The following is a 21,010-nucleotide window of genomic DNA, read 5'->3' on the forward strand; positions in this document are numbered from 1 at the left end:
GGAACCGCAGCGCGACCGACGAGGCCCTCCCATGCCCTCGACCGCCGAGCCCCGGGCCGCCTCCCCCGACTCCGCCAGGGCGGAGACGCCGATCGCCTTCTACGACGGCGAATGCGGCCTCTGCAACCGTTTCGTCCAGTTCGTCCTGGACCACGACCCCGACGGTCGCATCCTCCTGGCCCCCCTGCAGGGGAGCACCTTCCGAGACCGCTGCCCCGACCAGGCCCCCCCCGACCTCTCCACCGTGCTGCTGCTCGACGGCGGCCGGCTCTACGACCGTTCCTCCGCCGTGCTCCGCGTTCTGAGAATCCTCCGGTTCCCGTACTCCCTCCTCGCCCGCCTCGCGCTGGTCGTCCCCCGTCCCCTGCGCGACCTCTCCTACGACCTCGTCGCCCGCCGCCGATACCGCTGGTTCGGCCGAGCCGAGGCCTGCCGACTCCCCACTCCCCGGGAGCGGGCTCGGCTCCTGCCCTGAGCTCCCTGCGCATTTGAGAGGGGGGAGAAGGCCATGTTCGGGCCGGATCGGGTCTGGTACGTTGCCCCGATCCCGACCCAACTCTCCCCCATCGTGCGAAGATCATGAATCAGCCTCCGTTGAAGTCCGCCCTGATCGGCGAGTTCCTGGGCACCGCGCTGCTCGTCCTGCTTGGAGACGGGGTCGTCGCCTCCGTGGTCCTGCTGGGCAAGCAGGCCGACTGGATCGTCATCACGACCGGCTGGGGCCTGGCCGTGATGCTCGGCGTCTCCCTCAGCGGCCGGCTCAGCGGAGGCCACATCAACCCGGCGGTCACCCTGGCGCTGGCCTCCCGAGGGCAGTTCCCCTGGCCCCGGGTCCCCGCGTACTGGGCGGCCCAGCTCGCCGGCGCCTTCGTCGGGGCGCTGCTCGTCTACGTCGACTACGCCGAGGCCTTCCGAGCCTTCGAGTCGGAGAACGGGATCACCCGGGGCGTTCTCGTCGACGGCCGCCTCGCCGGTCCGGCCGCTGGCGGAGCCGGCGTCTTCTTCACCACCCCGGCCTTCGACGTCTCCTGGCGAAGCCTCTTCAGCGAGATCCTCGGCACCTTCGTCCTCCTGCTCGGCGTCCGCACTCTATCCGATCGCCGTAACGTCCACTTCCGCGATTACTTCGAGCCCCTGCTCAACGGCCTGCTCGTCTTCGCCATCGGACTCTCACTCGGCGGCCTGACCGGCTACGCCATCAACCCCGCCCGCGATCTCGGCCCTCGCCTCGCCGCCTCCCTCCTCGGCTGGGGCCCCGCCGTCTTCCGGACGCACGACGCCTCCTTCTGGATCCCCATCGTCGGCCCCCTCATCGGGGGTGTTCTGGGCATCCTCGCCTACGACCTGCTGGTCCACCCCCACCTTCCCGAGGAGTCGGAGCCCGCCCCCGCCGGCCGCATCGTGTCCTGACCGGCCCCGGATACGTCCCGTCGACAGGGACGAGACGTTCCATCAAGACGACGCGACGCAATACAGAACAAAGCAATACAGAACAAAAAAAAAACAGATAAAAACACGGAGGGGGAGGCGGGCGATGGCCCGCACTCACCGGATCCGTCTTCGGACTCGCTCCCCGGCCGGTGGCGGAAACCGATCCGACTCCCCGGCATCCCTCTTCAGGGGCTCCGCGTCGAGGGCCAGGCCCGGCGATCGGAACGCCGGGCGGCACGTCCCTGGAGCGTCGTTCCGCTCGCAGGGACCTCCTCCCTCCTCGTCCGAAGAGACGAGGGGGACGTCGCCACCGGTTCCTGCCGGGGCGACGGCTCTGCCGGATCGCGTCCGTTTCCGTCCTCCAGGGGGTGATCTCGGCGCCACTCCGGGGGCCCCTGAGGAGTCGCCCGCCCGGAACCCGAGCCGACGTGCGCCCATCTCGATGATCCGATCGACCGTGGGTTCCCCGGTGCGTTGTGTTTCCCTGTGTCCGGGCCGACAATGGGGCGATCCGGGAGCCGCTCCCCCGTCGGCGGAGACGGGGCCCCGGGCGGCGGAACGAGGGGGCGGGATCGAGGATGATCGTCACCGAGGGGTTGACCAAGTCTTACGGCAAGTTCCCGGCCGTCCGGGACGTGTCGATGGAGGTCAGGAGCGGCGAGGTCTTCGGCCTGCTGGGACCGAACGGATCGGGCAAGACGACAACGATCCGCATGATCCTCGGCCTGCTGAGGCCGTCGAGCGGCTCCGCCGCGGTCGCCGGTTTCGATTGCTGGCGGGAGAGCCTGCAGGTGCGCCGCCGCGTCTCCTACTTGCCAGGAGAGGTCCGCCTGCCGGGCGCGGCCCGGGGATACCAGCTGCTGAAATACCTCAACGCGCTCCGGGGCGGGGTCGGGCTGGACCGGGCCGTCGCCCTGGCCGAGCGAGTCATGGGGCTGGACCTGAGCAAGAAGGTCCGCACTTTCTCCACCGGCATGAAGCAGAAGCTCGCCCTGGCGCAGGCGTTCGCCGACCCGGTCGACGTGCTGATCCTCGACGAGCCGACCTCGGCCCTCGACCCATCGGCCCGCAACATCGTCCTCGGGCTCGTCGCCGAGGCGAGGAAGGCCGGCCAGACGGTCATCTTCTCCGGCCACGTCCTCTCGGAGGTCGAACAGGTCGCCGACCGCGTCGCCATCATGCGGCGCGGCCGGCTGATGCACGTGGAAGACATGCACGAGCGCCGGCGCAACCTCCGCCTGCTGCTTCTCCGCTTCCAGGGGACCCCGCCGGAATCGCTCCCTGAGGAGCTGCAGCTCTCGGTCCGAGAGCGCAACGGAGAGGTCCTCTTCCTCGAGCATCGAGGGGCCGTCGGCCCGCTGCTCTCCTGGCTCCATTCCCAGCCGGTGGCCGACCTGGCGATCGGCACCGAGGATCTCCGCACCCTCTACGACCGCTACCACGGACCCAACGCCGAGGCCGATGCCGAGGACCGCCGATGACCGTGCTTACAATTGCCCGCCGGCAGCTCGGCGAGACGCGGTGGTCGCTCCTGTTCTCGGCCGCGGCCTTCTTCGGGCTCGCCCTGCTCTGGAACTGGGGCATCTCCGAGTATCAGTTCCGGGAAGAGACCCCCGAGGAGTCCCCTCCCGCCGCCCCCTCGGCCGAGGTCAACGATGGCGACGCCTCGCCGACCGAAGAGCCGACGGATGACGCCTCGCGCCGACGTCGACGGAGAGGACGTCCCGGCCCCCAGGTCTACGTCGCGTTCGGTGTTCCGGGCGATCGCGTCCTCGGCCTGCCCCCCGACCAGACACCCACCCTGCTCATGCAGGTGGCAATGGCCAATCACCCGCTCGTCTTTCTCGTCGTGCTCGGCTGGGGGATCGGCCGCGCCTCGGCGGCGGTGGCCGGCGAGATCGAACGCGGCACGCTCGACCTGACCCTCTCCCGTCCTGTCCGCCGGTCGACCTACATGCTGGCGCAGCTCCTTGCCGCCGTTGTCGTCTTCGGCGTGCTCGGCCTGTCGATCGCCGCCGGGCACCTCGTCTCCGACCAATTCTTCCGGCTGAACGAGCCCCCTTCGCCTGCGGACTACCTGCCGATGGTCGCCTCGCTCGCGGCCCTCGGGCTGGCGGTCTTCGGCTATACGCTGCCGATTTCCGCCAGCGACCTGTCCCGGGCCCGCGCCGGCATCATCGGTCTGGGAATCACACTCGCCGGCATCGCCGCCCTCATCTTCGCCCGTCAGTACGAAGACTACGAGTGGACGGCCGACCTCTCCGTCTTCCAGTACTACGCCCCTGTGGGCATCACCCTGGAGGGCTCGAGCGAGCAGTATACCGACCTCTCGATCCTCCTCGGCATCTTTGCCGCCGGAGGGCTGCTCGCCCTGCTCGCCTTCTCCCGCCGCGACCTACCCAGCAACAGCGGCTAACCGCTCCACCCCTCAATGACCGGAGGAACGCGACGATGCCCCGGACGCCGGCCCTGCTGCTCATCCCCCTCGCCGTCCTCGCCTCGACGACGGCCCGATCGGCCGACGACCCACCCCTGGCCGAGTATTTCCTGGCCGAGGTCGACCGGATCACCACCGAGCCGCTGCTTGGCATCGACTCGCTCGATCAGTGGCAGGCCCGCCGCCCTGAGCTCCAGCGCCGGCTTCGCTCGATGATCGGCCTCGACCCGATACCCGAGCGGACCGACCTGAAGGTCGAGATCCGAGGCACGGTCGAGCGTCCCGACTTCGTCGTCGAACGCCTGCTCTACCAGTCTTCCCCCGGACTGTACGTCACCGCGAACCTCTACCGGCCGAAGCAGGTTGACGGGAAGCTCCCGGCCGTCCTCTATGTCTGTGGTCACGCCAGTGTGGTCCAGGACGGCGTGATCTACGGGTGCAAGGCCCATTATCAGCACCACGCCGCGTGGTACGCCGCCAACGGCTACGTCTGCCTCGTGGTCGACACCCTCCAGCTCGGCGAGATCCCCGGCCTGCACCACGGCACCTACCGCGAGGGGAAATGGTGGTGGCAGTCGCTCGGCTACACCCCCACCGGGATCGAGGTCTGGAACGCCATCCGAGCCGTCGATTACTTGCAGTCCCGCCCCGAGGTCGACCCCGATCGCATCGGGGTCAGCGGCCGATCCGGCGGGGGGGCGATCTCCTGGTACCTCGGCGCCGTCGACGACCGCCTCGCCGCGGTCATCCCCGTGGCCGGCATCACCGACCTGCACGACCACCTTGTCGAGGGCGGCCCCACCGGCGACTACCCCAATGGAGTCGTCGAGGGGCACTGCGACTGCATGTACCTCGTCAACACCGACCGCTGGGACTTCGACGTGGTCGCCGCCCTGGTCGCCCCCAAGCCCCTGCTGGTCGAGAACACCGACCGCGACCCCATCTTCCCCGAGGCCGGCGTCCGCCGCATCTATGAGCAATTACAAAAGGTCTACTCCTGGTACGACGCCTCCGACCGCCTCGGCCTTGTCGTCGGCGAGGGAGGCCACCAGGATACCGAGGAGATCCGCCACCCTTCCTATGCCTTCATGAACACCTGGCTCAAGGGTGAGCCGACCGACCCTGCCGACATCGACGAGCCCGACCGCCACGTGCCCATCGAATTGCTCAAAGTGCTCGAACCCGACGAGCCCATCCCCGCCGATTCCCGCAACGCCTCCATCGACGAGTCGTTCGTCCCCGCCGCCGAGCCCCCTCCCGTCCCCGCCACCGAATCGGAATGGCAGATCCTCCGGGATCGCTGGATGTCCCTCCTCCGCACCGAGGTCTTCGCCGGCTGGCCCGACGAGGACGCCGCCGGTCCCCTCGACGCGGAGATCGCCTTCGAGCGTGAGGTTCCCGTCCTTGATCGCCGCGCCCGGGCGATCGACTTCACCGCCCAACCCGGCATCCGCCTTCGCGCCTACCTCACCTGGCCCGCCAATCAGGATGCCCCCGCCGGCCCGGCCCGCGTGCTCGTCCTCGGCGAGGACTCCTGGGACGACCTCCTCCCTTGGGTCGAGCTCATCGAGGGCCGAGCCGACGACGCTCAACAGGACGAACTCCGCCAGCTCCTGGCCCGGATCGAGGACCCGCAGTCTCCCCAGGAGATCCTGAGCGAGCATCCCTTCCTCTTCCTGCTCGCCGCCGCCGCCGACCCCGGCCCGCTGGCAATCGTCCTCCCTCGAGGGGTCGGACCCTCCTCGTGGGAGGACGGCCGGCAGGACACCCACATCCGTCGCCGCTTCGCCCTCCTCGGCCAGACGCTTGACGGCATGCGTGCGTTCGATGTCCGCCGCGCTCTCGGCGCCCTCGCCTCCCCCGAGGCCGGCCTCGGAGCCGAGTCCCCCCGGTTCGTGCTCTACGCCCGGGGCGAGGCCGTGCCAGTCGCCCTCTGGGCCGCTGTCTTCGAGCCCGAGGATTCGGTCGTGATGGTCGCGCTCTTCGACCCGCCCTCCTCGATCCGGGACGGGCCCGCCTTCCTCAACCTTTCCCGGGTGCTCGACCCGCCCCAGGCCGTCGCGCTGCTCGGCCCTCGTCTCGTCCTGATCCAAGGCGACGAGCCCGGTGCATATTCCTGGGTCATCGAGGCCGCCCGATCGCTCGGGACCGGACTCCTCCCCCGGATCGTCGGCCTCGAAGCGCCCTGACGGCGGCCACCCTGAGGGATCGTCCCGTTCAGCCTCCGTCGGCCCGGGGCGATCCCAGTTCCCGAACGCTCAGGTCCTTGAACTCCACCCGGCCATCGTGGCACTGCAAGCCGATCCGGCCGGCGGTCCGCTTCAGGCCGGTATGCTCCTCCTCCAGCTCGGGATGCTGATCGAGCCGGTCGTCAACGACCGTCGCCCCGTTCAGGAGGATCGCCAGGCGGGGGCCTTCCAGTCGGATTGCCAGGTCGTTCCACTCGCCGACCGGCTTCAGGTGGCCGGGCTCGGCCGGGGCGACGTGGTAGAGCGAACCGCAGCGCTGCCAAGGCTGGATCGAGGCGTATCTCGGATGCGGGTCGTCGAGGATCTGGATCTCCATCCCGGTCCGGGAGATATGTGAGGTATCCGCCGGAGCCCTCAGGTAGACTCCCGAGTTGCTCCCCGGCTCGACGATCCGGAACCGGAGCCTCAATTCGAAGTCGCCGTAGTCCCTCCTCGTGCCGATCCAGCCGCCTCCCTCGCCATCCATCACGATCGCGCCGTCCTCGACCCGCCACGCTTCCGGATTCCGGCCGCCGAAGCGTTCCCAGCCGTCGAGCGAGACGCCGTCGAAGAGGGGCAGGAGACCGGCGTCCCCCTCCTGGACCGATGTTGGTGCGTCGTCGCCGCCGAGCAGGGCGACGGCGATCAGGCAGGGCAGCGCGGGGCTCATCATGGGACGCGGTCCTCCGAGGGCCTCCGGGCGAGGCGAGGTCGCCCGTCGGCTTCGCGATGGCGGGAACCGTGGCTCGACTCGACGGAGCAAACGGCGTCATCCCGAGGGAGATGAACGCTGAATGATGCCGGAGCGCCCCCGCCCGGCACAATCCCCGAGTCCGGCTCCCTCTCCCGATCATCCGGCAATCGGCATCCGGCTCCCTCGCCCCCGGACGGACGCTCCCTCGCCGCCTCAGGTCGATCCCCACGGCCGAACAATCGCCGCCGCCTCGAGACTCGGATCGTCCAGATCGGTGACCCGGAATCTCAGGCCCGGCTCGACCGGCACGGGCAGCGCGAGCTTGAACCGGATGCAGGTGCAGTCCCGCTCGCTCAGCGACGCTAGTGGATGCCTTCGGATGACGGTCGCCTCCACGTCCGCCGTCCGGATGTGGACGGCCCAGGCCGATCCTTCCACGCAACGCGCCAGGAACTCGTCGATCCGGTTTGGATCGCTCACTGTGACCAGCGCATCCACTCGGTCGACTTCCCTCGCGTCGGGGTCGCTGTTCCCGGGCATCAGTCGCTCTCCCGTGCAAGGGACTGGGGGCAGGGTCGGGGACGGGATGCGGTCGATCAGCCGGCTTCCCGCTTCAGCCATCCGGCATGCCGGCCCCCCCCTCGACCCATTCTCCCCTCAGGCCGCTCACCCTCCACCGTGGGACCGCTGCGCGATCGCCGCCGCGTACGAAACGAGGTCGCCCCCCGATCGAGCGAACCGGGCCAGGAGATCGGGGCGATCCGCTTCCCGGCAGAGCTGCACGAGCCCCGGGCAGAGGAGCATGGTTTCCGGCACTCCTCGGAGGTGCTCCGCGGCCAGCGGGATGGCCTCCTCGCGGCGGCCGAGACGATCGAGCAGGCGAACGAGGATCTGGGCCGGCAGCGTGGCGGCCAGGTCGTTGCCGTGGGAGCCCGGCGCCGAGAGCTTGGCGCGGAAGTGGGCGACGGCGGCGTCCTCGTCCTCGCCAAGCAGCGCCCGCAGATAAATCGCATGGTCCTCGTACAGGAGTTCGAACGGCGGGTCCCCCTCATACCGGTGCCGGTCGCTGAGGCGACGGCCGTACTCGGTCAAGGAGACCGCCAGCCGAATCGTCTCCGGGTCGCGGAGCAGGGGGGACATGCGGACAACGGCCGCCAGGTGAGACGTATCGATGTGATACGAGTCGTCGTCGAACAGCCAGTCGTTCCCCTCCAGCAGCTCCGGGATCGACGCCGACTCCGGCGGTTCCGGGCGTCCGGAACGGCTGATCTCGACGCGCAGGCTGTACCGGAGCTGGTCATGCAGGTGTCGGACCAGCCGGTCGGCGCAGGGGGCTCGGATCTCCTCATCCGGCGGGAGCTGCTCGAACGCGGTGATCGCCGAGCACGGCCCGTAGGACTCCAGGACCAGCTCGAACCCCCGGCGGGGGTTGACCCCGTGCTGCAGGGCCAGTTCCATGAGGTTCCCCAGCACCTGGGCGTCGGTGGCGGCCGGGTCGACCGCCTCGATCGCCTCGGCCACGGGCTCCTTCTCGCCGATGGCCCGGAAGTACGGCCAGCAGCCCAGGATGTCCCCGGCTTCCAGGCGCTTCCGCCCCACGGCGCGCAGGGCCTCGATGTAGCGATCCTCATACCGCGATCGCTGCGGCTCGGGCAGGCCCGAAAGCCCGCTCGGGGGCAGGGCGGGCAGGCCCAGCTCCAGCCGGGCCTTCAGCAAGAGGGCGTCGAGCAGCGCCCTCGGGTCGTCGCCCGAATCCAGCCGAGCGATGAGCCGATCGGCCGCGGCGATCGGGCCTCCCTCGGCGAGGGCCCGGTCAAGCTCCTCGAACACGAGATCGTCATCGACCCGGTCCTTGAGCGTCGCGTCGTTCATCGGTCCTCAGGGGCTTTCGGTTCGCGGTTCCGGGGCGATTGGTCGTCGATCCCTCCATTGTCCCCGCCCTCGGCGGAGGATGGCAAGGTGGTCGGGCCGTCGGGATCGGATCGGGCATCGATCCCTCCGAATCGGATGGCCGACGGATGGGAGGCCCACCCCGATCCCGGGCCCCGTCTCTCCTCCCCTGGGTCTTCGAGGGAATGCCCTCCCCGCTCTACTCCGCGTCCGCCTTCCTCGGGTCCGGCGCCGAGAGGGGGGCTCCCGGCGGATCGGCATCGAGCCGGGCCCCTTCGGAACGCTTCCAGGTGTCCCAGCAGCGGTGGTTGTAGCAGTCCACCAGCGTCTGGCAGATCTCGTCGAGGGAGTCGGTCACGATCAGCAGATTCAGGTCCTCGGGCGAGATGAGCCCCTCGGCGAGCATCGTCGATTCGATCCAGTCGAGCATCCCGCGCCAGTAATTCGAGCCGTAGAGGACGATCGGGAAGCGGCTGATCTTGCGGGTCTGTACCAGGGTGAGGGCCTCGAACAGCTCGTCCAGTGTGCCGAAGCCGCCTGGGAAGATCACGAACCCCTCGGTGTACTTCACGAACATCGTCTTGCGGACGAAGAAGTATCGGAAGTTGACCGCGAGGTTCGCATACGGGTTGCCCTGCTGCTCGAACGGCAGCTCGATGTTGCAGCCGATCGACAGCCCGTCGGCCTCCGAGGCCCCCCGGTTGGCCGCCTCCATGATGCCCGGGCCCCCCCCCGTAATGACGGCAAAGCCGGTGGCGGCCAGGCGACGCCCCAGCTCTCTGGCCGCCTCGTACCAGGGGTGGCCCTCGGCAATCCGGGCCGAGCCGAAGACGGCGACCGCCGCCCCGACCTCCGCCAGGGCGTTGAACCCCATCACGAACTCCCCCTGAATGCGGAGCACCCGCCAAGGGTCGGTGTGGGTGAACCGCCCTTGCTCGGGGGCGATGGGGGAGGGGGCCTCGGGCCTCGGATGGTTCAGCAGCTCCTCATCCTCGGTCGGCCTCCGGTGCCTCTGGGCGCGGGAGTGCCGCTCCCGAAGCGAAGCCAGGTCGGGCGGCCCCCCGCCCTCGGGCCCAACCGGCGGCATGCCGATCGGATCGACACGCCCGCCGTCGTGAATCTGTCTGTCCGGGACCTCCTCGCGATCGCGGCGGCTCATACGTCGTCTCCGTCGCCCCGGGCGCCGGGGCTCCCCTGAGTGTTGGATCCGCCCCCTCCGGGCCGATCGGCCCCGGGGCCTCGCCCTCTCGGAATCATACGCGGGCCGGGCGTCCGCGTCCCCGGGCGCCGCAAATCCAACCCAATAAAGACATCTAAAAAACATACGACCGTTGAAGGCAAGGCGTCGTCGAGTCTCCCCCGCCCCACTCCCACGCCGGGAAAACGCGAGTCGGGCTCAACTCCTCCCAGACCTTACGCTTGCGTCCCCCGCTTCGACCCCGCCGCAACCGCCCTCCCGCCGCACCCGCCGGAGATGGCTTGACGCCGCCTGGCCCGACCATCAGGATGAACCGATCGCCGGACGAGGGGCCCCTGGCCCCCCCCCGGCCCCCTCCGACGACTCCGTGGAGCTACAGACCATGCGGTCGACGATCGGGATCGGATGCCTCGTGCTCGCCCTTGCCGGGACGAGCTTCGCCCAGTACGGGGACCTCGGCGACCTGGACGTTGCCCGACCCGAGGACCGACAGGACGTCTCGCCCACGCCTCCTCCCGAGGGGGCCATCGTGCTGTTCGACGGCACCAGCCTCGACCACTGGGTCCAGATCGACGGCCAGCCCCCGGCCTGGCAGCTCGTTGAAGGAGGCGCGATGCAGGCCCCCGCCCGCGGCGGCGAGTTCGGTATCATGACACACCAGCGCTTCGGCGGCCGCTACAAGCTTCATGTCGAGTTCCGGGTCCCCTACATGCCCGACGAATCCGGCCAGGGACGAGGCAACAGCGGCGTCTACAATCAGGGTCGCTACGAGGTCCAGGTGCTTGACAGCTACGGCATCTCCGATCCCCAATCCAACGACTGCGGCGCGATCTACGAGGTGGCCGCCCCGCTCGTCAACGCCTGCAAGGCGCCGACCGTCTGGCAAAGCTACGACATCGACTTCCGCGCCCCCGTCTTCCGGAACGGCGAGAAGGTCGAGCCCGCCCGGATCACCGTCTACCAGAACGGCACGCTGATCCAGGACGACGTGGCCATCCCGGTCGACAACACCCGGGCCGGCCTCGGCGGCGACCCCAGCACCCCCGGCCCGCTCCACCTGCAGGATCACACGAACCCGGTCCAGTATCGAAATATCTGGCTCCTGCCGATCGACGATTGACGCCGATCACCAGGGGAACCCCGGGATTGATGCATGCCCATGAGCGCGGCCCTGGACCACGTCCCGACCGACCCGGCCGACGCCTCCCGAGTCGACTCGACCCGGCCGACGCCCGGCACGATCGTCGTCCCTGCCCGTCGCGACCCCGCGTCGGGACCGACCCGCCGGCCTCGGCCGGCCCCCTCGTCCGACGTCCGCCCTGGCCCCCTTCCGTCCGACCTCGCCCCCCGTGCCGAGGCCGGAGCCGAGCCCGATCGCCCGGCACCAGGGGGGCGGGCCGATCGACACCCGTAGGCCTCGGAGCCGTCCCCCGAACCCATCCGCTTCGACGATTCCCGCCCTCCCACTCCGGGGAGGTTGACTTCCGGACTCGAGGGGGCTCCCAGCCAATCGCGACCCGGATGTTCGGATCATCGACGACGTCTCGAACCGCAACGCAACCCGTCCGGATCCGTCTTTCCCAGTGAACTCCGAACAACCCGAACCGGAGACTCGTCCCCACGACGAGGCCCCGGCTGGGCCCGATCGCGTCGCCCCGGCCCCCGGATCGAGCCCTCCCGAACGGTCGGCAAGGCCCACGAACGGGCCTCCGCAGGACCGGTCCTGGAGGGATCACCGGCCCCCGGATCCCGCCCGCCAGAGGTCCTCTCGCGCGACCAATGGCAGGACGGCGAATTGGCCGGCGATCGGACCGGCGGATCGGAGCGATCGAGTGGTTCCTCCCGGCCCGATGATGGAGAAGACCCAGATGACCAGCGATGAGCACCGAGGGTTGAGTCGCCGTCGATTCCTCGGCCGGGCCGCCGGCCTGGGGGCCTCGGCCTGGGCCTTTCCCGCCCTCGTCCCGGCCCGAGCCTTCGGCGCCGCCGATCGAGTCCGCGTTGGCTTCATCGGGGTCCGCAACCAGGGGACGAACAATCTCAAGGCCCTCCTCTCCCGAGACGACGCCGAGGTGGCCGCACTCTGTGACGTCGACCGGGACGTGCTCGCCGCCGCCTCGAATCTCGTCTCCGACCGCCTCGGCCGGGTTGTCCCCTCGTTCCACGACTATCGGGAATTGCTCGACCGACCCGACATCGACGCGGTGCTCATCACCACCCCCGACCACTGGCATGCCCTGCCCACCGTCCACGCCTGCCAGGCGGGCAAGGACGTCTACTGCGAAAAGCCCCTGAGCCTGACGGTGGCCGAGGGCCGCACCATGGCCACCGCCGCCCGGACACACGACCGGGTCGTGCAGACCGGCTCTCAGCAGCGCTCCGCTCCCGAGTTCCGCCGCGCCGCCGAGGCCGTCCGCAACGGCCGCCTCGGGACCATCCGATCGATCACCGTCGGTCTGCCCGGCGTCAACTTCGACGGCCCCGCCGTCCCCGACGCGGAGCCTCCCGCCGCCCTCGACTACAATTTCTGGCTCGGGCCCGCCCCCGACCGGCCGTACAACCCCAAGCAGGTCCACTACCTCTTCCGATTCTTCTGGCCCTACTCCGGCGGCCAGATGACCAACTTCGGGGCCCACCACCTCGACATCGTCCAGTGGGCCCTTGGCCGGGATGACTCCGGCCCGGTTCACGTCGAGCCGGTTTCGGTCGAGTACCACCCCGAGGGATGGTATGAGGTGCCCCGGACAAGCGAAGTCGTTTACACGTATGACGACGGCGTCCGGGTGCGCTGTCGCCAGGGGCTGGGCGACCCCAGCGGCATCCGCTTTGAAGGAACCGAGGGCTCGATCTTCGTCGCCCGGGGCCGGCTCCAGGCCGACCCGGAGGAGCTGCTCTCCGAGCCCAGCGGTCCGGACGCCGTCCGCCTGGAGGAGAGTCGCGACCACCACCAGAACTGGATCGATTGCATCCGAGAGCGACGCCGACCGATTTGCGACGTCGAGGTCGGGCACCGCTCGGCGACCCTCTGCCACCTGGGGAATATCGCCGCCCGGCTCGGTCGTTCGATCCGATGGGATCCCGATCGAGAGACGATTCCTGGTGACTCGGAGGCCGGAGCGATGCTCTCCCGGCCCTACCGGAAGCCCTGGGCGCTGGACATCTGATCGCTCGGCCCCGTCGAGATCAAGCGCATCGGCCCGGCCGGTGGCGAGCCAGTGGGTCGGCCCCGGGCCTGGAATACGGTTTGTTGAAGAAGCATCGGCGCCCGAATTGGGTGCCGAAGGGAGGAGAGCGTCCGTGGCGAGCGAAATCGAACGGCCGTCGAGCGGGGTCCGGTTCCCCCGGCGGGTCGGGTCTCATCGGTCGCGACAGGGCGGGTGGCCGGTCCCGGGGATCGCTGGGAGCGGGGCTCACCGCCACCCTCGGCGCCGGCCGATGGATGACGACACGTCGCGCGGGTTGGGCCGCGATCGCGAGGCACGCCATGTCTGACTCGGACACTGACACCGGGAGGCGGGGGGCCTCCAATCCGGCCCTCTCCCGGAGCCATCGGGAGTCGGCCTGCCTCCGCTCCCATGCCGGCGCACTGCCGACGGTCCCCGAGGGCCGGCCCGTCCCGACCGAAGCCGATCCAAACCCCCTCGCCCCGGCGAGGGGGGGACGCAAGGAGCCAATCCGCATGCCGCTGTCGACCAACCTCGACCGGGTCCGAGGAACCCTGCTCGGCCTGGCCGTCGGCGACGCCCTGGGGGCCCCGCTCGAGGGGCTCAGCCCCCAGCAAATCCGGGCTCACTACGGCACGGTCGTCGACTACGTCGATGGCGTCCGCGCCTGGAAGCGCAAGCCCTATCGCTGGCGATTGCCCGGGCTCTACACCGATGACACCCAGCAGGCCCTCGCCCTCTGCGACGTGATTCTCCGTTGCGGCACCGTCGACCCCGATTGCCTGGCCGCCCTCTACCTCGCCCTGGCCACGCCGCGCAACGGCCATGCCGGCGCCCACCGTGGGGTCGGCCGGAGCTTCCGCCAGGTGCTCGAGGAGCTCGAGCGCGGCCGGCCCCCGCTGGAATGCGGGCAAGACTCCGCCGGCATCGGCGCCGCCATGCGGATCGCCCCGGTCGCCATCGCCTTCTTCAACGACACCGACGGCCTTTTCGAGGCCGTGATGGCCGCCAGCCTGATGACCCACCGCGACATCCGCAGTCTCGCCGGTGCCATGGCCGTCGTCTCGGCCGTGCGCCGTCTGCTCGGCGGCGAGGAGAAGTCCCCCAGCCTCCTCTTCCGAGTCGCCGGGGATGTCGCCCTCGCCGAACGCAGGATCGCCGAGTGCCTCGCTCATGCCGTCGACTCGATCCCCGAGTACGGCCGAAGCCTCTCCCGCGCCATCGCCAATGTTGAACCCCTGCTGGAGCTCTCCCGGGCCGACGCCCACCACGCTCTGATCGACGAGGCCAACGCCCACGGCGCCCGGCCCTCCTGCAAGCGGCCGACCATGGGCTTTCCCCCCGCCTGCATCCCGACCTGCCTCTATGTCCTGCTGACGACCGACACCTTCGAGGAGGCCCTCACCGAGGTCGTCAACCTCGGCGGAGACGCCGACTCCGCCGGCGCCATCCTCGGCGCCATGGCCGGCGCCCACTTCGGCGTCGATGCCATCCCCGAGCGCTGGCTCGAAGGGCTCCACAATCGCGTGGGCATTGAGCGCCGCGCCGAGGCGCTCGCTGTCGGGCCGGACGCCGTCCTCGAGATTCCCGACCTCGTCGAGACGGAACGTGCGCTCAGCGCTCTCGAACACTCCAGTCGGGAGAGCTTCAAGGCCCCTCCCTCACCCAATGCCGGCTCCCAGTTCACCCCCCGTACCGACTAAGTCTGCTCGGGGGGGCCCCTCGGGCCCCCCGCCGTCACCCGCCTCCCGCCATCCCCCTGAGCTCTCCCCGGCCCGGCTCCTCCGCCGCACCAGCTCCCACTCCGCCCCACTCGGATCTTCCCCCCTGGTCCCGCGACTTTTCCGGGCCAATCGCGTGGGATAGAATTCCTGCGACAACCCCGCGGATCAGGCCGAGGGTGCCGTGCCATGCCCACCACGATGACCGACCCGATCGTCCGCCGCCTCCTCGAGGCCGAAGGGTTCCTCGAGCTGGGGATGCCCTCCCATGCGCTGGAGATCCTCCAGTCGCGCAGCGAGTGGGCCACCGTCCAGTTCGAGGCCAGCTACCTGACGGGTGAGGCGCTCCGCGAACTGGGGAGGTATCGCGAGGCCCTGGCCGCCCTGGACGTCGCGGCCAAACTCCGACCCGATTCCCTGCACGTCGCGATTGCCCAGGGCTGGTGCTACAAGCGGACCCACCGGCTCGCCCAGGCGATCGACGCCCTCGACCGCGCCCGCCGCCACCACCCCGACAACGCCCTGATCCGCTACAATCTCGCCTGCTACTGGAGCCTCGCGGGCGACCCGGTCAAGTGCCTAGAGGAGCTTCGAGCCGCCCTGGCGATCGCCCCCCACTACCGGGCGATGATCGACTCCGAGCCCGACTTCGACCCCGTTCGCTCCAATCCGAGCTTCCGCCGCCTCGTCCTCGGCCCGTCTCGATCCGGGTGATTCCGGGTTCCCGACGCGAATCGGCGGGACGCCATCGGCTGACCTTCCCGACAGGTCGTCGTGAGCGTCAGCGACGCGTCTCCTCACCCCCCGTTCGGCCGAGGTACTCCCGCGATGGTGACGGGGTCCGGCTCGAAGGGCGGTCCGAGCATCGCGAGCCATCGCAGCCGCTGCTCGTCGGTCAGGGCCAGGGCCGCTTCCCGGTGCCGGCGACGGTGGCGATCGATCGGCCCTTCCCCCGGCGAGGGGGGGCGGGCGACGGCCTCGGCAATCTGACGACGCTGCTCGTCCGAGAGGTTCAGGCTCGCCGCGATCGCGGCTCGGTCGACCAGAGCCGAGGGGCCTTCCCATTGCAGGTCGATCTGGCCAAGCCTCTCCCGCTGCGTCTCGGTGAGATGCTCAGCGATCCAGGAGCGGGCGGCCGAGTCCACGGCCCCTCGGGCGGCCACCGCCTCGGGTCCCGTCTGGCCGCGCAGGGCGGCGGCCCGGCGGTAGAGTTCGTCGATCGCCTGCTTCGCCGCCAGTTCCTGTTCGGGCCCCATCTCCAGCTCCCGGCGGACGTCGGGCCGGCTCAGCAACAGGATCGGCGTGATCCGGCTCCCAAGGGCCTCGTCGGGCAACTGCCAGGCCACCGACCTCTCGGGGGGGGGCCCCTGAGGGCTGGAGGGCCCGGGGGGCATCGCGAAGACCAGCGCAATCACTCCGATCCACATGGGGCCGACTCCTTCCGCCCGTCGGGCTCGGCTCGGTGACCGTCCGGTTTCCTCCGGCCGCCTCCGACGGCCAGTCCTGTCCCCGGGTCCGGCCTCGCCTTATACGACGGGACGCTCTGGCGGGGAACCCCAGTCGCGTCTTCCTCCCCGGAAACGAGCGACGCCGGGGAGGGGGAAGCTGGCCCCCGACCCCGGCGTCTGTGAACGAGCCCCTTCGATCGATCGTGAGCCTCAGCGCGAGACTCAGCCGCCGCGGCCCCCTCGCCCCCCACGGCCGCCGCCGAAGCCGCCGAAGCCGCCGAAGCCGCCTCGTCCGCCGCCGAAGCCGCGGCCAGCGGTGCTCATGTCGATCTGGGAGAAGTCGAACTTCTCACCGATGAGCTTATTATACTGCGAGATCTGGGAACGGGTGAGCACCTGGCCGATCTTCTTGATCGCCTCCTTCTCGTAGAGCTCGCTCTGCGACTGCAACTCGTCCATTTTGGCCTGGGTCTCGGGATCGATCTGGAACCGTCCGCGTCCCCGGTTGTTGTCGTTCTGATCATCCTGGCCGCCGGAACCTTGCTGGGGCGGCTCGTTCCCGCCTTGCTGGTTGCCGCCCTGCTCCTGCTGACCGCCCTGGTTGCGGCCCCGGCCGAACACGGCGCCGAACAGCTCTCGGCGGGCGTTGTTGGTGACTTGCTGCTTGGTTTCCATCTCCTGCTTGATCATCGCGATCTGCTCGATCTGCACCGGCATCAGCTGCAGCGCGGCCTGCAATTCCGGCTCGGTCACGGCCATCGGGCCTTTGGCCTGAAGGATGATCTGCTTGAGCCGCTTGACTTGGTCCTTGCTCAGGACCGAGGCCACGGCCATGTCGGCCTGCTGCTGCATTTGCTGCATCATCGTCCGGAAGGCATCACCGCCGGGGAAGCCGCCTGGCCCGCCCCCGGGCCCGCCGGGGAAACCGCCGGGAAAGCCACCCGGTCCGCCGGGGAAGCCGCCCGGACCGCCAGGGAAGCCACCCCCCGGCCCGCCAGGACCCCGGCCGCCCGGAGCACCACCGCCAGGGGCGCCGCCAGGGCCACCCTGTTGCTGGCCGAACTGCTGGCGCATCTGCTCCCGAAACTGCTCCATGGATTCGCGCCGGGTCTCCTCCATCTTGGAGTTGACTTCCTTGAGCTTCTCGAACTGGGCGTCAGTAATCTTCAGCTCCTGACGCACCGCCTCCTGCTCGAGCAGCCACATCGGCCCGCGCATCTCAACGATCCGGGCGACCATCTCGGGGTCGACCGGAGGACGCGGACGTTCCTGATCGTCCTCCGTCTCCTCCTGGGAGCCGCGAGCCGGAGGAATCGATGGCGCGGCCGCGGCCGGCTCGGTCGGCCGGGCCTGGGACTCGGCGGGAGCGGGGGGGGCGTTGCCGACATTTCGTCGGACCTGCGCCGTCGCCGGCGTCGTCAGCGTCAAGACCGCAGCGGCCAGGGCCACACCGCCCAGGACCAGATGAGCATGGATGCGAGTCATCCCGGTTGTCCTCCGTTCGAACGACGGGGATAGAGAAGGGGCCTGCCGACACGAGCCGCTTGGTTGGAGACGTATGCTGCCCCCCGGTCGCTCCCAACAGACGGACCGGGGACGTCCATTCCCTCCCCATTGTAAGCGTTGAACCGGCGCAATCGGGACCGGGAAATCCGGAAACTCGGTCGACCTCATCGCGGCACGATCGAATCGGTCGTTCCCGCCGAGGCGATCGTCGACTCCGGGGAGGTAATCGGCGCGGCGGTCCTCGCGTCGCGATGCGACCAGAGCCAGGTGCCAAGCACGATCACCGCGGAGAGGCTCGACGCCCGCACCACCCCTCGGTAGATCGCGAACCGCCGCCCCGGGGCCTCCGACCTTCGCTCCATCTCCGAAACCCCGTTCATCGCCACCATGTGCACCAGCAGCAGCATCACGAAACCCAGGCCCAGTTCTCCCCAGGCTCGCCACGGGAGTCGAGGCAGCCTCAAGGCCGCCTCCACCGGAGAGGGGACCGTCAGGGGGCCGTCCGGGCGGTAGACGACCAGCGACAACCCCTTCGCATCGCTCCTCCTCCCGTCGCTGACCATCACTCGCAACGCGACGGGCCCTGGCGTGCCGACCTCGGGAGTCCCCCGGATCAGTCCCCGCCCGGCGTCAAACTCCAGCCCTTCGGGAAGATCCCCATCGATCGCCCACCGCAAGGGCCCCGTGCCCCCCGTCGCCGACAGCGCCAGTTCATACGGCCGGCCCGAGATCGCCTCCGGCAATCGCTCCGGCGTGGCGATCGCCAGCGGCTCCGCCTCGCCCGACGACCCCGGCGGCGATGGGTCGATCGCCTTCGGGATCAACGCCATGATCACCATCGACAGCAGCAGGATGAACAGCAAGGCCCCGGTCAACTTCGTGACCACAACGGCCACGAAGGAATCCTCCCCCGAGCCGCCGAACTCCAGGACCCCATGACCTCCTCGACGTCCTCGTCGCATGGCCGATCGCTCCTGCTCTCTGCCCGATGGATCCGTCCCGAACCGAGGAGACGGGGCGCGCGGCCGATCGGGGAGGTCGTCCGTCGCGGGGCGGGAAGGAGGGGACGGCATCGCGCGTTCGCTTGCCTCGATCGGGACCACCCCTCCGATCGGCGTCCCCCCCATCCCGACTCGCCTCCGGCCTCAGTCCCCCCCCGAGCGGCCCCAAGCTCCCGTCAAGCCGCCTTCGAGGCGTCCGGCACGACGATCCCCGACGTCCGCTCGTCGAACATCTTCCGGACAATATTGCGATACAAGGCGTTCCCCTGTTCCATGCTCACGTGCAGCAGGTCGAGCGCCTCCTTCAGGCTCGCCAGCGTCCGGGCCAGCTGCTCCTGGGTCGACCGGCTCGACCGCTCGAACGCCGACGCCCACTGGTCGGCCAGCGACTCGACGGCCACCGTCGCCCGGTCCAGCCCGCGTCGGATCGGCTCCAGTTGCGGCTCGACCGATGGTGGCTCCGCCAACGCCGCCTCGATCCTCGCCAGCGCCGACAGCACCCGTCGGATCGACTCGTTCGCCTCGCCCACGGCCCCCAGATCGTCTCCCAGCCTGCCGATCGCCTCCGCCCCGCGCCTCAGGTCGTCCAGCGCTCGTGGCAGCGGGTCGATCGCCGCCGCGAAGCGATCGACCGACGGACCGAAGCCATCTCCCAGTCGGTCGGAGATTGCCGCGATCAGCTCCTCGCGCAGGCGGTCCAGGTGCGGGGCGATCGCCTCTCCCGCCCTTTCCGGCCGACCAAGGCGGGGCAAGACGAACTCGACCACCCAGGCATCGACGCGGGCCAGATGATCCTCCGCCAGGCGGTAGACGACCGTCTGCACGAACATCAGGGCCGCGCTCAGGAACAGCGCGAGCAGCGTGCTGTCGAAGGCCACCTGGAGTGCCGAGGTCACCCCCGTCAGGTTGTTGAGGAAGCCGTCCAGCTCCTTGACCATCGGCAGCACCACGCTGATGTTCCCCAGCGCGTGGCTGATCCCCTCCACCGTGCCGATGAAGCCGATGACCGGCAGCAAGTAGAGGATGTACTTCGTCAGCGTGAACCGGCCGGCGGTGCGCTCCTGGTCCAGCCCGGAGACTTCCCGGTTTAGCTCCATGAGCTGTCCGACCGTCGGCGCCGCCTCTCCCCGGGCGTGGCCGTCGAGTTGTCGCAGTCGGCTCGGCAGCAAGCGCCGGTCGGAGGCAGGGACCGCCTCGCCGGAGGAGACGCGGTCCAGCAACTCGGGGGCCACCGCGAAGGCGCGCTCGTCGCGTCGCAGGCGGTTCCACTCGCGGAGCAGCATCACCAGGGCCCAGCCGTAGATGGCCGTACCGGCGTACTGGTGCCAGCCGCGCTCGAACATCAGGGTGGGGTTGAAGACCATCAACCCCACCGGGAACGCCAGGGCCAGGAGCAGCAATGCCAGTGCCCCGGCGTAGGAGGCCGACGAGCCTCCCCTCGCCCCGGCCTTCGCGTCGCGGGACATGCGCACCTCCTCCTGCACCACCGACGGACCGCTCGCGCCGACCCTCCGGGCCGGCCCTCCGACCCGAATGATCGGCCCGATCGGCGCGGCGACTTCAGCGCGTTCAGCGCGAGTCCGCCGGCTCGGGGGAGGAGGCGGGGCGATCCCCGTCAGGAGGCCAGCCCCAGCGCCCGCTCCAGGTCGGCCGAGACGGCCTCGAAGGACTGCTCGCCGTCGATCCGGAGAAAGCGGTCGGGCAGGGCGGTCCGATAGTACTCGACGACCGGCCCGGTCTGCGTCTCGTAGACCTGCTGGCGGACGCCGAGGACGTCGGGGGCGTCGTCGGCCCGCCGGACGAGCGCGGTGCCGTCCTTGTCGCAGATCCCCTCGGCGGCCGGCGGGTTCTTGCGCACGTGATAGGTCGCGCCGCAGCTCGGACAGACGCGCCGGCCCTCCATGCGAGCGACCGCCTCGGCGGCCGAGACGGCGATCTCGACGTAGTAATCGACCCGGAAGTCGACCAACTCCTCCAGCCGACGGAGCAGCGGGATCTGGCCGATCGTGCGGGGAAATCCGTCGAAGAGAAGCCGATCCCGCCGCAGGACGGACAGATTCCAGGCGAGCACCTCGCCAACGAGGTCGTCCGGCACGAGGCGGCCGGCGGCCAGCAGCTCCTCGATCTGCGTGCCCAGGGCGTCTCCCCGGCGGACGGCCTCCCGGAGCAGCTCTCCGGTTCGGATCATCGCGAATCCGTGCGCCTCGCCCAGCCGCTCGGCCAGACTGCTCTTCCCGCTTCCAGGCCGGCCGAAGATCACGATGTGCAGGGGAGGACGGTTCTCCATCGGAA

18 protein-coding genes are annotated in these 21,010 nt (G+C 70.0%); 9 read left to right on the forward strand and 9 right to left on the reverse strand.

Annotated features, from left to right (window positions below):
• Positions 1 to 31 precede the first annotated feature (31 nt).
• The 5 genes from TsocGM_RS16715 to TsocGM_RS16735 all read left to right on the forward strand — a co-directional run bounded on the left by TsocGM_RS16715 (position 32) and on the right by TsocGM_RS16735 (position 6,057).
• A complete protein-coding gene (locus TsocGM_RS16715) occupies positions 32 to 475 on the forward strand; it encodes a thiol-disulfide oxidoreductase DCC family protein (protein WP_126726601.1) in 444 nt (147 codons plus the stop codon).
• 104 nt (positions 476 to 579) lie between these two features.
• Positions 580 to 1,410 carry an MIP/aquaporin family protein gene (locus tag TsocGM_RS16720; protein WP_126726602.1) on the forward strand — a complete coding sequence of 277 codons (831 nt, stop codon included), beginning with the start codon at positions 580 to 582 and terminating at the stop codon, positions 1,408 to 1,410.
• Between the two features lie 599 nt (positions 1,411 to 2,009).
• Positions 2,010 to 2,912, forward strand: coding sequence for an ABC transporter ATP-binding protein (locus TsocGM_RS16725; RefSeq protein ID WP_126726603.1), 903 nt, complete (start codon positions 2,010 to 2,012; stop codon positions 2,910 to 2,912).
• Positions 2,909 to 3,847, forward strand: a complete 939-nt coding sequence (locus TsocGM_RS16730; RefSeq protein WP_126726604.1) for an ABC transporter permease — start codon at positions 2,909 to 2,911, stop codon at positions 3,845 to 3,847. The genes TsocGM_RS16725 and TsocGM_RS16730 overlap by 4 nt, the downstream gene beginning before the upstream one ends.
• A gap of 35 nt (positions 3,848 to 3,882) precedes the next feature.
• Positions 3,883 to 6,057, forward strand: coding sequence for an alpha/beta hydrolase family protein (locus TsocGM_RS16735; protein WP_126726605.1), 2,175 nt, complete (start codon positions 3,883 to 3,885; stop codon positions 6,055 to 6,057).
• A 28-nt stretch (positions 6,058 to 6,085) separates the two neighbouring features.
• On the opposite strand, the gene TsocGM_RS16740 is transcribed toward TsocGM_RS16735, so the two are convergent.
• The 4 genes from TsocGM_RS16740 to TsocGM_RS16755 all read right to left on the reverse strand — a co-directional run bounded on the left by TsocGM_RS16740 (position 6,086) and on the right by TsocGM_RS16755 (position 9,839).
• Positions 6,086 to 6,769, reverse strand: coding sequence for a 3-keto-disaccharide hydrolase (locus tag TsocGM_RS16740; RefSeq protein ID WP_126726606.1), 684 nt, complete (start codon positions 6,767 to 6,769; stop codon positions 6,086 to 6,088).
• Positions 6,770 to 7,003: 234 nt separating this feature from the next.
• Entirely contained in the window at positions 7,004 to 7,330 is a 327-nt protein-coding gene (locus TsocGM_RS16745; RefSeq protein ID WP_126726607.1) for a hypothetical protein, read from the reverse strand.
• 126 nt (positions 7,331 to 7,456) lie between these two features.
• A complete protein-coding gene (locus TsocGM_RS16750) occupies positions 7,457 to 8,662 on the reverse strand; it encodes a hypothetical protein (protein ID WP_126726608.1) in 1,206 nt (401 codons plus the stop codon).
• Between the two features lie 217 nt (positions 8,663 to 8,879).
• Entirely contained in the window at positions 8,880 to 9,839 is a 960-nt protein-coding gene (locus TsocGM_RS16755) for an LOG family protein (RefSeq protein WP_233578975.1), read from the reverse strand.
• A 421-nt stretch (positions 9,840 to 10,260) separates the two neighbouring features.
• On the opposite strand from TsocGM_RS16755, the gene TsocGM_RS16760 reads away from it, so the two are divergent.
• From TsocGM_RS16760 to TsocGM_RS16775, 4 genes are all read left to right on the forward strand, one after another.
• Entirely contained in the window at positions 10,261 to 10,998 is a 738-nt protein-coding gene (locus tag TsocGM_RS16760; RefSeq protein ID WP_126726609.1) for a 3-keto-disaccharide hydrolase, read from the forward strand.
• 772 nt (positions 10,999 to 11,770) lie between these two features.
• Positions 11,771 to 13,042 carry a Gfo/Idh/MocA family protein gene (locus tag TsocGM_RS16765; RefSeq protein WP_233578976.1) on the forward strand — a complete coding sequence of 424 codons (1,272 nt, stop codon included), beginning with the start codon at positions 11,771 to 11,773 and terminating at the stop codon, positions 13,040 to 13,042.
• A 515-nt stretch (positions 13,043 to 13,557) separates the two neighbouring features.
• Positions 13,558 to 14,745 carry an ADP-ribosylglycohydrolase family protein gene (locus TsocGM_RS16770; protein ID WP_126726611.1) on the forward strand — a complete coding sequence of 396 codons (1,188 nt, stop codon included), beginning with the start codon at positions 13,558 to 13,560 and terminating at the stop codon, positions 14,743 to 14,745.
• A 207-nt stretch (positions 14,746 to 14,952) separates the two neighbouring features.
• Positions 14,953 to 15,477 carry a TPR end-of-group domain-containing protein gene (locus tag TsocGM_RS16775; protein ID WP_126726612.1) on the forward strand — a complete coding sequence of 175 codons (525 nt, stop codon included), beginning with the start codon at positions 14,953 to 14,955 and terminating at the stop codon, positions 15,475 to 15,477.
• A gap of 83 nt (positions 15,478 to 15,560) precedes the next feature.
• On the opposite strand, the gene TsocGM_RS16780 is transcribed toward TsocGM_RS16775, so the two are convergent.
• The 5 genes from TsocGM_RS16780 to TsocGM_RS16800 all read right to left on the reverse strand — a co-directional run bounded on the left by TsocGM_RS16780 (position 15,561) and on the right by TsocGM_RS16800 (position 21,005).
• Positions 15,561 to 16,190, reverse strand: a complete 630-nt coding sequence (locus TsocGM_RS16780; RefSeq protein ID WP_126726613.1) for a hypothetical protein — start codon at positions 16,188 to 16,190, stop codon at positions 15,561 to 15,563.
• 243 nt (positions 16,191 to 16,433) lie between these two features.
• The gene (locus tag TsocGM_RS26105) at positions 16,434 to 17,696 is read right to left on the reverse strand and encodes a hypothetical protein (RefSeq protein ID WP_158633596.1); all 1,263 of its coding nucleotides are present in this window, start codon (positions 17,694 to 17,696) and stop codon (positions 16,434 to 16,436) included.
• A gap of 185 nt (positions 17,697 to 17,881) precedes the next feature.
• The gene (locus TsocGM_RS16790) at positions 17,882 to 18,679 is read right to left on the reverse strand and encodes an Ig domain-containing protein (protein ID WP_158633597.1); all 798 of its coding nucleotides are present in this window, start codon (positions 18,677 to 18,679) and stop codon (positions 17,882 to 17,884) included.
• 215 nt (positions 18,680 to 18,894) lie between these two features.
• Positions 18,895 to 20,184 carry a MotA/TolQ/ExbB proton channel family protein gene (locus TsocGM_RS16795; RefSeq protein WP_126726615.1) on the reverse strand — a complete coding sequence of 430 codons (1,290 nt, stop codon included), beginning with the start codon at positions 20,182 to 20,184 and terminating at the stop codon, positions 18,895 to 18,897.
• A gap of 149 nt (positions 20,185 to 20,333) precedes the next feature.
• Positions 20,334 to 21,005, reverse strand: a complete 672-nt coding sequence (locus tag TsocGM_RS16800; RefSeq protein WP_126726616.1) for an adenylate kinase family protein — start codon at positions 21,003 to 21,005, stop codon at positions 20,334 to 20,336.
• Between the last annotated feature and the right edge of the window lie 5 nt (positions 21,006 to 21,010).

The organism is Tautonia sociabilis (genome assembly GCF_003977685.1).
Lineage (GTDB): Bacteria > Planctomycetota > Planctomycetia > Isosphaerales > Isosphaeraceae > Tautonia > Tautonia sociabilis.